We start from the raw sequence: 13,344 nt of genomic DNA on the forward strand, positions 1-13,344 counted from the left end.
CACATGGACTTTTCGCTTTCGGACGAGCAGAAGCTGATAGTCGAGACCGCGCGCCGCATTGGTGAAACGTATGGCGTGGAATACTGGTACGAACAGGATCGCAAGAACGCGTTCCCCCAGGCGTGCTGGCAAGCCATTTGCGAGGCCGGCCTGGCAGGCGCGGCGCTGCCCGAGGAACATGGCGGATCCGGCCTGGGCATGGTGGAGTTGGCGCTCATCGTCGAGGAACTTTCCGCAGGCGGCGGCGGTTCGACGCTGGGCCAGCTATTCATGATCAATCCCATCTTCGGCGGCGTGCCGATTTCCAGGTTCGGCAGCGAGCAGATGAAGCGCGAATTGCTGCCCGGCCTGACCAGCGGCAAGATCAACTTCTGCATGGCGCTTACCGAACCCGATGCCGGCACCAACACGCTGGCCATGAAGAGCTTCGCCGCTGCCCAGCCCGATGGCAGCTGGCGCCTGGATGGACGGAAGATCTGGATCACCGCCGTGGATGCCGCGCAGAAGATGCTGGTCGTGGCGCGCACTGCCAAACCCGTCGAAGGGGCGCGGCCAACGGACGGTATCTCCATGTTCATGATCGACGTCGAACGCGAGGGCCTGAGTTACTCGGCCATCGATAAGGTGGGCACCCAGACGCTCAGCGCATGTTCGGTGTTCTTCGACAATGTCCGCATCGAAGCACATGAACTGGTGGGCACGCTGGACAAGGGCTTTCGCGAATTGCTGGACGTGCTCAATACCGAGCGCATCGTGACGACTGCCAGCCTGGTCGGCGCGGGCAGGTTGGCGGAGCGCCTGGCGGTGCAGTACGCGAACGACCGCAAGGTGTTTGGCGGCAAGCCCATCAGTGCATACCAGGGTCTGCAATTCCCCCTGGCGCAATCGCATGCGGAACTGCAGTGCGCGCGGCTCATGAACCTGAACGCGGCCTCGCTGTGCGACCAGGGCTTGCCCTATGGCACCGAGGCCAACATTGCCAAGCTGATAGGCTCCCAGGCTGCCAGCCATGCCATCGAACGCAGCATGCAGACGATGGGCGGCATGGGCTATGCGCGTGAATTCCATGTGGAGCGCTTGTGGCGCGACGCCAGGCTGTTCAAGTTCGCGCCAGTGTCGGAAGAAATGATCCTGAACTACATCGCCATACACGATCTCGGCATGCCGAAGTCATACTGAAGCGCCAGAATCGAGACGCGGGACCGGCCCAGGCCGCCACCCGCGCCGAGCCGCCATCCAAGGGAGACCCACCATGCTCAATCTGAGCGCAGCCATCGCCTATCACGCCCGGCGCACCCCCGATCGCGCCGCCATCATCTATCGCGATGAAGCCATCAGCTATGCCGACTTCCATGAACGCATCCGCCAGGCGGCGGCGTTGCTTCAGTCGCATGGCATAGGCCGCAACGACGTGGTGGCGCTCTTCATGAAGAACAGCGCCGCCTTCCTGGAACTGGCGTTTGCGGCCAGCTACCTGGGCGCGGTGTTCCTTCCCATCAACTACCGGCTGGCGGCGCCCGAGGCCGCCTACATTCTTGCCGACGCCCGCGCCAGGCTGCTTTTCGTGGACGAGGAGTTCGCGGAGGTGGCGGCCTTGGAAGTGCCGAAGGTAGTGCTGAACGCGGAGGGCCAGGCCGATTCGCGCAGTCTTGGCAAGCCAGGGCGGGAAGTGCCAGAACTGGCCGCCACGGCACAGGACGACCTGGTCCGGCTGATGTACACGTCCGGCACCACCTCGCGCCCGAAGGGCGTGATGCATACCTACGGCAACCTCCACTGGAAATCGATCGACCATGTGATCGCGCTGGGCCTGACGCACCAGGAGCGCCTGCTGGTGGTGGGCCCGCTTTATCACGTCGGCGCCTTCGACCTGCCAGGTATCGCGGTGCTGTGGGTGGGCGGCACGCTGTGCGTGCACCGAGAGTTCGACCCGGAAGCGGTGCTTGCTTCCATCGAGCGCCATGGCCTCACCTGCGGCTGGATGGCCCCTGTCATGTTGAGCCGCGTGCTGGCCGTGCAGCACCCCGAACGGTACTCCCTCGATACCTTCGGCTGGTGCATTGCCGGAGGCGAAAAGACGCCGGAATCCCGCATCCGAGACTTCACCCGCGTGTTTACCCGGGGACGCTTTATTGATGGCTTCGGCATGACGGAAACCTGCAGCGGCGACACGCTCATGGAACCCGGCCGTGAGCTCGAGAAGATAGGTTCAACCGGGCGTGCATTGCCGCATGTGGAGATCCGCATTGCGGACAATGAGGGCCGCTGGTTGTCCGCCGGAGAGAAAGGCGAGATCTGCGTGCGCGGGCCCAAGGTGACCAAGGGCTACTGGAACGCACCCGAGAAAACCGCTGAAGCTTTCTTCGGAGATTGGCTGCGCAGCGGGGACGTGGGCTACCTGGACGATGAGGGATTCCTGTTCGTCACCGACAGGACCAAGGACATGATCCTGACTGGCGCGGAGAACGTGGCCTCCAGCGAAGTCGAGGCCGTGCTCTACGAAATGCCGCAGATCGCCGAAGCCGCGGTCATCGGCGTGCACGACGAGCAGTGGGGCGAGCGGATCACTGCGGTGGTGGTGCTCAACCCCGGGCACACGCTGACGCTGGAAGAGCTGGACCGGCATTGCCGCAAGCGCGTGGCCAACTTCAAGGTGCCCCGGGAATTGAAGGTGGTGGAGGAACTGCCGCGCAATCCTTCCGGCAAGGTCCTCAAGCGCGTGCTACGCGATCGCTACAACGGCTGACACGCGGCAAACACATAAGAAAGCAGGGGAGAAGACATGAGTTTGGCCAGAAAATTCGCGGCGTTTTCGACGGGTCTGACCGTCGACAGCCTTCCTGAACCCGTGGTGGAAAAGGTCCGCGCCTGCGTGCTCAATGGTTACGGCATTGCATTGGGCTCGCATCCCACGCCGTTCTTCCGCGTGGCCGAGCGGGCCGTCCTGGCGATGGACGGTGAACGTCCCGGCGGCGCCACGCTGCTTGGCAGCGGCCGCCGCAGCACGGTGGCGGGTGCGGCGCTTGCCAATGCCGCGCTGTTCCATGGCAGGGCGCAGGAAGATACCTGCGGCGTGGCACATTTCGGCGCCATCCTTCTGCCGCTCCTGACAGCGCTGGTGGAGCACGGCGAAGGGGCCATGGAGGATTTCCTGCCCGCATTGGTGGCAGGCTATGAGATCGGCGGCGCATTGGAATCTGCCTATTCGGCCCGGACGACCGCCGCAGGCTTGCGCGCTTCGCCGCTGTACGGCACGGTCGCCGCCGCGGCTGCCGTTGCCCGGTTATGGCGCTTGTCCGAGGAGCGCACTGCGGCGGCGTTGTCCAACGCCGCCTCGTTCACAGGCGGCATCCTGCAGTCTTTCGGCGATGGCACCGACGAATGGCGCTACCAGGTTGGAATGGCCGGGCGCAACGGGCTGGCGGCGGCGACGCTGGCGGCCCATGGTTCCGTATCCGCGGACGGCGCCTTCGAGGGCAAGTCCGGCTTCGCACGTGCCTTCGTCAGGGCCGAATGTGATGTCGCCGCCATAGCCGGCGGCTTGGGCAAGGACTGGTCGCTGCTCAAGGTGACTTTCAAGCCATACCCCGTCTGCGCACTCAACCAGACGCCGGTCCGCGCCTGCCTGCGGCTGCGGGACCTGCTGGGCACGCGCGGCAGCGCCCTGAGGACCCTGCGCGTATACCTGAACCCTACGGTCGTGGGCTATGCGGGCATGGACAAGGAAGGACCGTTCCAGAGCATTTCCGGAACGCTCATGAGCACGCAGTTCTGCGTTGCCACGACCTTGCTGCATGGAACGCCAACCATCGCGCATATGGCGCAATTCGGCGACACGGCCGTGGCAAGCCTGATCCCGCGGATCCGGCTGCATGCCGACGATGCTCTCGGCTTGCTGGCCTGCCGCCTCGAAGCGGAACTGGAGGGTGAGAGCGAACCTCTGATAGTGCGGCTGGACACCGACCACACGGAATACAGCTACGACCGGACCCGGGTGTCCGCGCTGATACGCGGCATCGGCGAAGAGACCGGTGTGGCGCAGCGCGCCTATGACCATATCGAACGTTTCGCGGCCGAACTGCCACAGGCGGAAATGGCAGACGTCCTTGCCGCCTTCAAAGAGATCCAGACTGCCCGCTGAGAGGCCAGTGGATGGCGCTTCGAGAATTCGGGGCGCGTTACTACAACGTGCAAGAACCTAGGAGGAGACGACATGTCCTGGTACAGGAAATCCACGCCTGCGTGGTTGGCGGCCGCCGTGGCGGCCTTGGTTTCGGGGACCGCGTTGGCGGCGGATACGGTCAAGATCGGCATGACCTCGGCCTTGACCGGCCCCTATAGCGAGTTTGGCGAAGGCAACCGGCGCGCCGTCGAGCTCGCCGTCGAACAATGGAACGCCAAAGGCGGCATCAACGGCAAGAAGATCGAGATTGCGATGCTGCTGGATGACCAGCTGAATCCGGACCGCGCGGTGCAGAACATGCGCGCCATTCTGGACAACAAGGATATTGTCGGCATCATCGGTCCGGCGGGCAGCGGACCGACCCTGGCTGTGATCGACATGGCCCAGGCCGACGGCCGCCCCTACATGAACCCCATCGCGCAGACGCCGGTCGTGACCTATGCGGGCGAGAAGACCGGAGAAAAGCCGCGGCCCAATGTGTTTTCGTTCGCGCTGCAGAACGACATCGAGGCCGTGGCCATGGGCGAATACCTGGCCAAGCGCTTCAAGCGCATCGGCATCGTGCACGAAAGCACGGCCTACGGCGTGACCGGAGTCGATTACCTGTCTGCCTCCATAGGCAAGAACGGCGGCGCCAAGCCTGTCGCGACGGACTCCTATAACCAGGGTGCGCAGGACATGACCGCGCAGGTGGCGCGCATGAAGCGCGCCAACGTCGATGCGATCGCCGCCATCGGCCTGGGCAAGGACCTGGCCGTGCTGCGCAGGACCATGGCGCGGCTGAACGTGAACGTGCCGCTGGTCGCCTCCAATGGCGCCTTGGGGCAACCCTACCAGGAGGGCGCGGGCGATCTGACCCTGGGCACCCTGGGCACGATGATCGGCGCGTTCGGCAATCCCATGCGTCCGGCGGCGGCGGACTTCGCCAAGGCCTACAAGGCGAAGTACGGCGCCGACCGCTGGTGGGGCAACGACCCGGAGAATCCGCAGCTGTTCATGGCGATCTCGGTGTCCAACGGCTACGACGCGGCCAATGTGCTGTTCGAAGGCATACGCCAGGCCAACTCCACCGATCCCAAGGCCATTATCGCGGCGATCGAATCGATCAAGGACTTCCAGGGCGTCAACACCACCTACAACTTCTCGAAGAGCCGTCATCACGGCATCGAGACGGATGGCGTCAAGGTGTTCGAGTACGTGAAGAAGGACGACAAGGTCCGGCTGCAGCCGGTCGCCCAGTAACTGGCACGTCGCGCGTCCGGCGCCATGAGGCGCTGGGCCGCGCCCGTCTGTATGGATGATGGTGATATGGATTTCTTTATCCAAATGATCGTGTCAGGCCTGAGCGTCGGCGCCGCCTATGCGTTGATCGGCCTGGGCCTGAACCTGACGTTCTGGACCACGCGCGTGCTCAATTTCGGACAGGGTTCGGTGTTGATGGCGGGGGCGATGCTGACGGCCGTCATGGTCGGCGCCGGGGTCAACGTGTTCCTGGCGGTGGGCGTGTCGCTGCTGGCCACGGCCTTCATCCTGTGGGTGGTCGAGGTGGTCGGCGTGCGGCCCACGCGGCGCATTGCCGGCAGCATGGGGTGGGTGGTCTCCACCCTCGGCATAGGCATCTTCCTGCAGGGTGTGGCGAGCTGGCTGTTCGGGACACAGGCTGTGGCGTTTCCGGACGTGCTCTTCAGCAGCACCGACACGGTGGAGTTCATGGGTGCCTACATTTCGCTGCAGTACATCGCCGTGTTCGTCATCAGTGTGATGATCGTCGGCCTGATGGAGCTGTTCCTGCGCCATTCCATCTGGGGTTACGGCGTGCGCGCGGTCGCGCACGATCGCGACCTGGCGTCGCTCATGGGCATACCGGTCTACCGCGTGGTGGTCTTCTCGTTTCTGGTGAGCGGCGTGCTGGCTGGCATCGCCGGCATCCTGGTGTCGCAGGTGTCGGGAACGGTGGATCCGAATTTTGGCCTGCATCTGCTGATCCTGGCATTTGTCGCCGCGGTCATGGGCGGCATGGGCAGCGCGTTCGGCTCCCTGGTGGGCGGGCTGATCCTCGGCATCCTGGAGAAGCTGGTGGGGGGCTACGTCTCGCCCGCCGCGGCCGAGGTCGTGGCTTTCGTGCTTTTGATAGGCGTGTTGACGATCCGGCCGCAGGGCCTGTTCGGCAAGCGTGAAACCGTGAAGGTGTGAGGACGATGAAACAGCTGGGGAAAATCCTGTCGAACTCCTGGACGCTGGGCGTGCTGGCCGTGGCGCTGGCGATAGGCGCCGGCCATGTCGCCACTGGCACGGTGCAGATGTGGAGTTTCGTCATCATCAACATCCTGCTCGCCCAGGGCATCAATCTGCTGACCGGCATCAGCGGGCAGATCTCGCTGGGCCATGCCGGATTCTTCGCCATCGGCGCATATGCCAGCGCGATCGCGATGAAGTCCTGGGGAGTGCCGTTTCCGGTGGCGCTGTTCCTGGCAACCTTCGGGGCGGCCGCAGTCGGCCTGCTGCTGGCGGGCCCGGCGGGCCGCGTGCGCGAGTTCTACCTGGCGATGATGTCGCTGGGTTTCGGCTTGATCGTCTACGAGCTGGCGCGCGAACTGCGCGGCGTGACGGGAGGAGTGATGGGCATGCGGGGCATACCTTCGTCGCAGATCGGCACCTTGCAGATCTTCGGTTGGACCATCGATACCGTGGCCTATTTCCGCATCCTGTTGGCAGTGTTGCTGGTGGTCATGCTGATGCTGCGCAACTTCGTCAAAAGCCATTTCGGCAGGGCATTCTATGCCGTGCACGTCAGCGAAATCGCGGCGGGATCGCTGGGCATCTCCCAGGCTGCCGTCAAGCGCGCGGCCTATGCGATCAGCGGCGGCCTGGCCGGCCTGGCTGGCGGTTTCTATGCGCACATGATCGGCTACCTGACGCCGGAAAGCTTTGGCCTGATGCGGTCCATCGAGATCCTGGTGATGTCGATCGTGGGCGGGCTGGGTTCGCTGGCAGGTCAGGTGTATGGGGCGGTGCTGTTCACCTACTTGCCGCAGAAGCTCCAGGCCTTCAATGACTATCAGTACATCGTCTACGGCCTGATCCTGGTGTTCATCTTCACTTTGCTGCCCAAAGGGCTTGCCGGCCTGCTGCGCACGCAGACGCGCTACAGCAAGTTCGACCAGTTGCGGCTCGCGGCGCCGGTCGAGGCCGAGCCGCCTTTGTCGCAGCGGCAGGCCGCCGCGGGCGCCGAAAGGCAGCAAGCGCTGGTGCGGGTTGAAGACGTGGTCATGGAATTCTCGGGCCTGCGCGCGCTGGCGGGCGTGTCGCTCGAGCTGCGCGCCGGCAGCATCACCGCGCTGGTCGGGCCCAATGGTTCCGGCAAGAGCACCCTGGTCAACGTCATCAGCGGCATCTATGCGCCGACCTCGGGGCGCATTTTGTACAAGGGCCGGGACATCGCGGGCTGGCCTTCGTACAAGGTCGCGCAGGCGGGCATTACCCGTACCTTCCAGGATCCGCGCAACGTGCCCAGCTTTACCGTGCGCGAGAACATCCTGATGGGAGCCCATCGGCGCTATCGGCATGGCGCGCTGGCAGCGGCGTTCAACACCCCAGGCGCAAGGCGCGAAGAGGGCGCATTGCTGCGCCAGGTCGAAGCCTTGATGCAGGCGGCCGGGCTGGCCGGCCATGCGGACGCCATCATGAGCGAACTGCCCTATGGCATCCAGCGCCTGGCCGAGGTCGCCCGCGCCCTGGCCAGCGATCCGGAGCTGCTGCTGCTGGATGAGCCTGCCGCCGGCCTGTCGGAGGTGGAGTCGGAACACCTTATCAGGCTGGTCCGCCTGGCGCGTGACCATGGCGTGGCCATCATGATCATCGATCACCACATGGATTTCCTGGCCGAACTGGTTGAGGAGGTGGTGGTGTTCGAAGCCGGCGAGGAAATCTATCGGGGCGACATGGACGGCATGCGCGCCGACCAGGCCGTGATCCAGGCCTATCTTGGCGTTGAGGAGCCCGTCCATGCTTGAAGTCCGCAATCTGCAGGTAAGTTACGGTGCAATCGACGCCGTGCGCGGTGTCAGCCTGACCGCGCGCCCCGATGGCATCACCGCTTTGATCGGTGCCAACGGCGCCGGCAAATCGTCGCTGATGCGGGCGATATCCGGAGTCACGCCGATCAGGGGCGGGCAGATCCTGCTGGATGGAGAAGACATATCCCGCTTGCCGCCGCATGAACGCGCGCGGCGAGGACTGGCGCATGCCATGGAGGGGCGGCGCATCTTCCACCAGCACACCGTCGAGGAAAATCTGATCACAGCCTGGCATTTCCGCAAACCAAAGGGAAACTTCAAGGGCGCCGTGGAACAGGTGTACGGCAATTTCCCGGTCCTGGCGCAACGCCGAACGGCGAAGGCTGGGACCCTTAGCGGGGGCCAGCAGCAGATGCTGATCCTGTCCATGGCCACTTTGCACGAACCACGTTGCGTGTTGCTGGACGAGCCTTCCCTGGGACTGGCGCCCATTGTTGTGGCGCAGATCTTCGATTTCATCAAGCAGTACTGCGCGCAGGGCGGCCGCGTGGTGCTGCTCAGCGAGCAGATGGCCAGCCTGGCGCTCAGGGTGGCGGATTTCGGCTATGTGCTCAAACACGGCAAGACAGTCTTCGAGGGCACGCGCGACGTGCTGACGGGCAGCGCCGGCGCTGAGCTTTCCAGCGCCTATCTGGGCGCGGGCAGAACGGAATAGGCAGACATGCAGACGGAAAAGAAGGACAGGCCGCCCACGGGCGGGAGTATCGATACCGAGCTGCTGGTGTTGGGCGGTGGGCCGGGCGGCTATACAGCAGCCTTCCGCGCCGCTGACCTGGGGCTGTCGGTGACGTTGGTCGAAGATCGGCCCGGCCTCGGAGGCGTATGCCTGAATGTGGGCTGCATTCCCTCCAAGGCGCTGTTGCACGCAGCCCGCGCCCTGGAAGAGACGCGCGGCCTGCACGAGCTGGGCATCGAATTCGGCGAGCCCCGCATTCGTCTGGACAAGCTGCGACAGTGGAAAGAAGCGCTGGTCGCCAAGCTGAACGGCGGACTGGCGGGCCTGGCCCGACGGCGCAAGGTCCGTGTCGTGCACGGAAGGGGGCAATTTGCAGGACCCAACACCCTGGAGGTCGCCGGCGGCCCCTCTGTGCACTTTCGCCAGGCCATCATTGCAGTGGGTTCGCACCCCGTGCGCCTGCCGGACTGGCCGGAAGATCCGCGCATCATGGATTCGAGCGGCGCCCTGGCGCTGGCGGATGTGCCCAGGCGCCTGCTGGTGGTGGGCGGGGGCATCATTGGCATGGAACTGGCGACGGTGTACGCGGCGCTGGGCGTCCGCGTCACAGTGGTGGAGCTGACCGACGGTCTTTTGCCGGGATGCGACCGCGACCTGGTGCAGCCCCTGGCGCAGCGGGTGGCGGGCCGCTATGAGGCCATCCTGACGGGGACGCGGGTGGTGTCGGCCAGCGCCCGGGAGGATGGGGTGCACGTCGTGTTCAGCGGGCCGCAAGACGCCGGACCCCAGGTGTATGATGCCGTCTTGGTTGCGGCCGGCCGCCGGCCCAACGGGGCCAGGATCGGCGCGGATCGGGCGGGAGTCCATGTGGATGAACGCGGCTTCATACCCGTCGATGAGCGCCAGCGTACCAATGTCTCCCATATTCTTGCCATAGGCGACGTCGTCGGCGAACCGATGCTGGCGCACAAGGCGGCCTACGAGGGCAAGGTGGCGGCCGAGATCGCGGCGGGCAAGAAAGCTGCCAACGATGCCAAGGTCATTCCCGCGGTCGCTTACACGGATCCGGAAGTGGCTTGGGTAGGTTTGACCGAGACAGCCGCGCGCCTCAATGGCGTGGCGTTCGAGTCGGCCAGCTTTCCGTGGGCCGCCAGCGGCCGAGCGCTGAGCCTGGGGCGCGGCGAAGGACTCACCAAGATCCTGGTCGATCCGCAGACCCGCGCCTTGCTGGGGGTAGGCATGGTGGGGCCGCAGGCTGGCGACCTGATCGCCGAGGCGGCGCTGGCCATCGAGATGGGAGCGGAGCCCGGCGACATTGCGCTCACAATACACCCGCACCCGACCTTGTCGGAGACGCTGGCATTCGCGGCCGAGGCATACGAGGGGACGCTCACCGAGTTGTTCCTCTCCGGGAAAAAAAGTTAAATATGCGGCCGGTCCACGCAATTCACCGGGAGGGTTTGATCAGTGGCAACATGGAATAATTCGGTGCCCACGCACAAGGCGATGCACCAATTGAAGCGCGAAGCGCTGTTGCGCCAGGCGATTGCCGCATTCAACCAGAAAGGGTTCCACGCCACTTCGCTGGGAGACATCGCGACCAGCCTGGGCGTTACCAAGGCGGCGCTCTACCACTATTTTCCGAACAAGCACGCCCTGCTGTACGAGGCGTTCGCCGAGGCTTTGAGAGTAGGCTTCGAGGCCATCGAAGCGGCGGAACGCCATGGCGGCACCGGCCTGGAAAAGCTGCAGCTGGCGTTGCGCGAGTACCTGGAGGTGACGCTCAGCGAAATGAGCCGCTGCGTCATCATCACCGAGGAACACGCGCTAGAGCCCGATGACCGCGCCGAGATCGTCAAGCAGCGCGACCGCTTTGAGGCCAAGCTGCGCGCCTTCGTGCGCGAAGGGATGGAGGACGGCAGCATCATCCAGTGCGATCCCAAGCTGGCTATCTTTTCCATTTTTGGCGCGGTGAACTGGGTGCCGAAGTGGTATTCGGACGCGGGTGAATGGAACAACAAGCAGTTGGCCAAGGGCATGTCCGAACTGCTGTGCCGCTCCATCGCCAGCAAGCCGCCCGAGGCGTTCGCACCCGACATCGGCAAGATGCAGGTGGAATAGGCGCACCGCAGGGCGAAAATTTACGTTCTAATCTCGGTCTATCCAGCAAGCGCAAATACGCCGGCCGCCCCTGCGCGGCCCGCCAGACCGGGGAAAATAGAATGAGAACATCCTTGCTTTTCGTGGCCGCCCTTGTGACGGGCTGCGCCAGCGGTTCCAGCGACCTGCTGACCGAATCGAAGGTGGCCGCCATCAAGCTCAACGTCACCACCTACGAAGAGATGGTCCGGGACTACGGCCCGCCCCGGTCGCAGGGCGTCGGCCGCGATGGGCTGACGACGGCCACCTGGTTCTATTTCGACAATAGCGCCTACGGCGCGATGGACAACCAGCAGACGCTGACCGTGATCTTCAACAAGGACCGCACGGTGAAGGACTACGTGAACGCGTCCGCCGGGTCCGGCAAGAGCCGCTAGGCCGCGCAGGGGCTTCGGCCCAGGTGTTCAGAGCACCAGCTTCAGTCCGATGGCGAACATGGCCGCGGCGACGCAGCCGTCCAGCACCCGCCACGCATTGGGATTGGCGAAGATGGGCCGCAGCAGGCGCGCGCCATAGCCCAGCGCAAAGAAGAAGGCGAAGGACGCCGTGATCGCGCCCAGCGCGAAGGCGGTCTTGTGGCCGTCGTACTGGCTGGAGACCGAACCCAGCAGCACCACGGTGTCCAGGTACACGTGCGGATTGAGCCAGGTCAGGGCCAGGCAGGTCGCCAGCGCGGCGGCGCGTCCGGCGGTCTGGGTGGATGAGGGCTTGAGGCTGTCGTGGCGGGCGCGCAGCGCCGATATGAGGCTGCGCGCGGCGTAGACGAACAGGAATAGCGCGCCGCCGTAGCGCAGGGCGGATTCCAGCCAGGGCAGTGCGCCCACGGCCAACCCGAAGCCGGCCACGCCGGCGCTGATCAGGATGGCGTCGGACAGGGCGCAGGTCAGGCAGACGGCAAAGACATGTTCCTGGCGCAGGCCTTGGCGCAGGACGAAAGCGTTTTGCGCGCCGATCGCCATGATGAGGCTCAGGCCGAGCAGGAATCCGGGAATGTAGGCGGTGGTCATCGTCAACCTTGAATCAAGGGCGACAGACTAGCCTGGGCTAAACAATTAGGACAGCTAATTATTCTAATCTATATTCAGTTTTACTAATTATTCTGGACGCGTCCGAACGCACTCGGACGCGCCGCCAGGCCAGACCTTAGAACATGTGGCGGATGCCCGCCGAGGTCTGCAGCGTATGGGATTCCCGGACGTCCAGCCGGTTCACGTAAGCGTAGAGGTTGGTGCGCTTGGACAGGTCGTACTGGTAACCCAGCGCCCAGCCGGTGATGTCGGAGGACGTGGCGCGCTGGTAAGAGGCCATCACCTTGCCAGCCTTGCCCGTCGGCACGGTCACGCCGGCGATATAGGAGTTGACGTTGTCATAACCGGCCGAAGGCCCGCTATTGGCGTTGCGCAGATTGCCGTAGGTGCCGTGCAGCGTGATCCATTCGAAGTCATAGGAGCCCGCGGCCTGGAAATTGGTGGCGTTCTTTTTGCTGGGCTGCAGCGCGTTGGGATTCAGGCGTTCGTAGGTCAGCGCGGCGGCGATGGGGCCCTTGTTGTAGCGCAGGCCAGCGGTCAAGACGCGGTCGTGGTTGTCCGTGGCGAATTCGTTGCCGTCGTTGGCTTCGAAGCTGTAGCCCAGGCCGGCCTGCCAGCCGTTCATCCGCGGCGTGGCGTAGAACACGGCATTGTTGACGCGGCCTCCGGCGCCGAAGTCGCCGTCGTTGTAGCCCAGCACGGCGTTGTTGGAGCTTTGGCTCCAGCCGGTGCCGAAGGGCGAACCTACCCCAGCCCACTCGAAGCCGTAGACCCACTGGCGGCCCAGGCGCACTTCACCGAAGCCGCCCGCCAGGCCGACGTAGGCCCAGCGTCCGAACATGCGCCCTTGCGCCTGGGTGCCGTTGTTGGCATTGAAGCCGCTCTCGAGGCGGAAGACGGCCTTGTAGCCGTTGCCCAGGTCTTCGCTGCCGCGCAGGCCCCAGCGCGAGCCGGACTGGTTGCCGCTTTTCTGGCGCAGGCTGGATTCGCCATCCTTGCGCTCATAGAGCATGCCCAGGTCGACCAGGCCGTACAGCGTGACCGTACTGGTTTCGGCAGCCTGCGCCGGGCTCATGCAAGAAAGGGCCAGCGCCGCGCCCAGGAATTTGCGTTGTCTCAGCTTTTTTTTCAAGGTGATCCCCATTGATGTTGTGTTGCGGATGGACGAACGGCCCCAGCCGCCCGCGCGGTGCGCGGGTGGCTGGGGGTAAAACACGGGTG

General features: G+C 64.6%; 12 protein-coding genes. 10 read left to right on the plus strand and 2 right to left on the minus strand.

Annotation, left to right across the window (positions count from 1 at the left end):
- Positions 1 to 3 precede the first annotated feature (3 nt).
- The 10 genes from HV766_RS24420 (at position 4) to HV766_RS24465 (ending at position 11,472) form a co-directional block, all read left to right on the plus strand.
- Complete coding sequence (locus HV766_RS24420; RefSeq protein ID WP_175161576.1) at positions 4 to 1,179, plus strand: acyl-CoA dehydrogenase family protein; 1,176 nt, start codon at positions 4 to 6, stop codon at positions 1,177 to 1,179.
- A 73-nt stretch (positions 1,180 to 1,252) separates the two neighbouring features.
- Positions 1,253 to 2,746: a long-chain-fatty-acid--CoA ligase gene (locus tag HV766_RS24425; protein ID WP_175181984.1), complete on the plus strand. Its 1,494-nt coding sequence runs from the start codon at positions 1,253 to 1,255 to the stop codon at positions 2,744 to 2,746.
- A 36-nt stretch (positions 2,747 to 2,782) separates the two neighbouring features.
- Positions 2,783 to 4,141, plus strand: coding sequence for an MmgE/PrpD family protein (locus HV766_RS24430; protein ID WP_125471420.1), 1,359 nt, complete (start codon positions 2,783 to 2,785; stop codon positions 4,139 to 4,141).
- A gap of 72 nt (positions 4,142 to 4,213) precedes the next feature.
- Complete coding sequence (locus tag HV766_RS24435; protein WP_175181985.1) at positions 4,214 to 5,425, plus strand: ABC transporter substrate-binding protein; 1,212 nt, start codon at positions 4,214 to 4,216, stop codon at positions 5,423 to 5,425.
- A gap of 66 nt (positions 5,426 to 5,491) precedes the next feature.
- Entirely contained in the window at positions 5,492 to 6,376 is an 885-nt protein-coding gene (locus HV766_RS24440; protein WP_054457847.1) for a branched-chain amino acid ABC transporter permease, read from the plus strand.
- Between the two features lie 5 nt (positions 6,377 to 6,381).
- Positions 6,382 to 8,196, plus strand: coding sequence for a branched-chain amino acid ABC transporter ATP-binding protein/permease (locus HV766_RS24445; RefSeq protein WP_166738336.1), 1,815 nt, complete (start codon positions 6,382 to 6,384; stop codon positions 8,194 to 8,196).
- Positions 8,189 to 8,914 carry an ABC transporter ATP-binding protein gene (locus HV766_RS24450; protein WP_175181986.1) on the plus strand — a complete coding sequence of 242 codons (726 nt, stop codon included), beginning with the start codon at positions 8,189 to 8,191 and terminating at the stop codon, positions 8,912 to 8,914. The genes HV766_RS24445 and HV766_RS24450 overlap by 8 nt, the downstream gene beginning before the upstream one ends.
- A 6-nt stretch (positions 8,915 to 8,920) precedes the next feature.
- On the plus strand, positions 8,921 to 10,360 hold the full coding sequence (gene lpdA / locus HV766_RS24455; RefSeq protein WP_119450637.1) for a dihydrolipoyl dehydrogenase: 1,440 nt from the start codon (positions 8,921 to 8,923) through the stop codon (positions 10,358 to 10,360).
- 42 nt (positions 10,361 to 10,402) lie between these two features.
- A complete protein-coding gene (locus HV766_RS24460) occupies positions 10,403 to 11,056 on the plus strand; it encodes a TetR/AcrR family transcriptional regulator (RefSeq protein ID WP_054457843.1) in 654 nt (217 codons plus the stop codon).
- 101 nt (positions 11,057 to 11,157) lie between these two features.
- The gene (locus tag HV766_RS24465) at positions 11,158 to 11,472 is read left to right on the plus strand and encodes a hypothetical protein (RefSeq protein ID WP_054457842.1); all 315 of its coding nucleotides are present in this window, start codon (positions 11,158 to 11,160) and stop codon (positions 11,470 to 11,472) included.
- A gap of 27 nt (positions 11,473 to 11,499) precedes the next feature.
- Here HV766_RS24465 and HV766_RS24470 read toward each other — a convergent pair whose 3' ends face one another.
- Positions 11,500 to 12,102: a LysE/ArgO family amino acid transporter gene (locus HV766_RS24470; protein ID WP_175181987.1), complete on the minus strand. Its 603-nt coding sequence runs from the start codon at positions 12,100 to 12,102 to the stop codon at positions 11,500 to 11,502.
- A gap of 136 nt (positions 12,103 to 12,238) precedes the next feature.
- Entirely contained in the window at positions 12,239 to 13,255 is a 1,017-nt protein-coding gene (locus HV766_RS24475) for a porin (RefSeq protein ID WP_175181988.1), read from the minus strand.
- Positions 13,256 to 13,344 lie beyond the last annotated feature (89 nt).

This window comes from Achromobacter aegrifaciens, assembly GCF_902859735.1.
Lineage (GTDB): Bacteria > Pseudomonadota > Gammaproteobacteria > Burkholderiales > Burkholderiaceae_B > Achromobacter > Achromobacter aegrifaciens.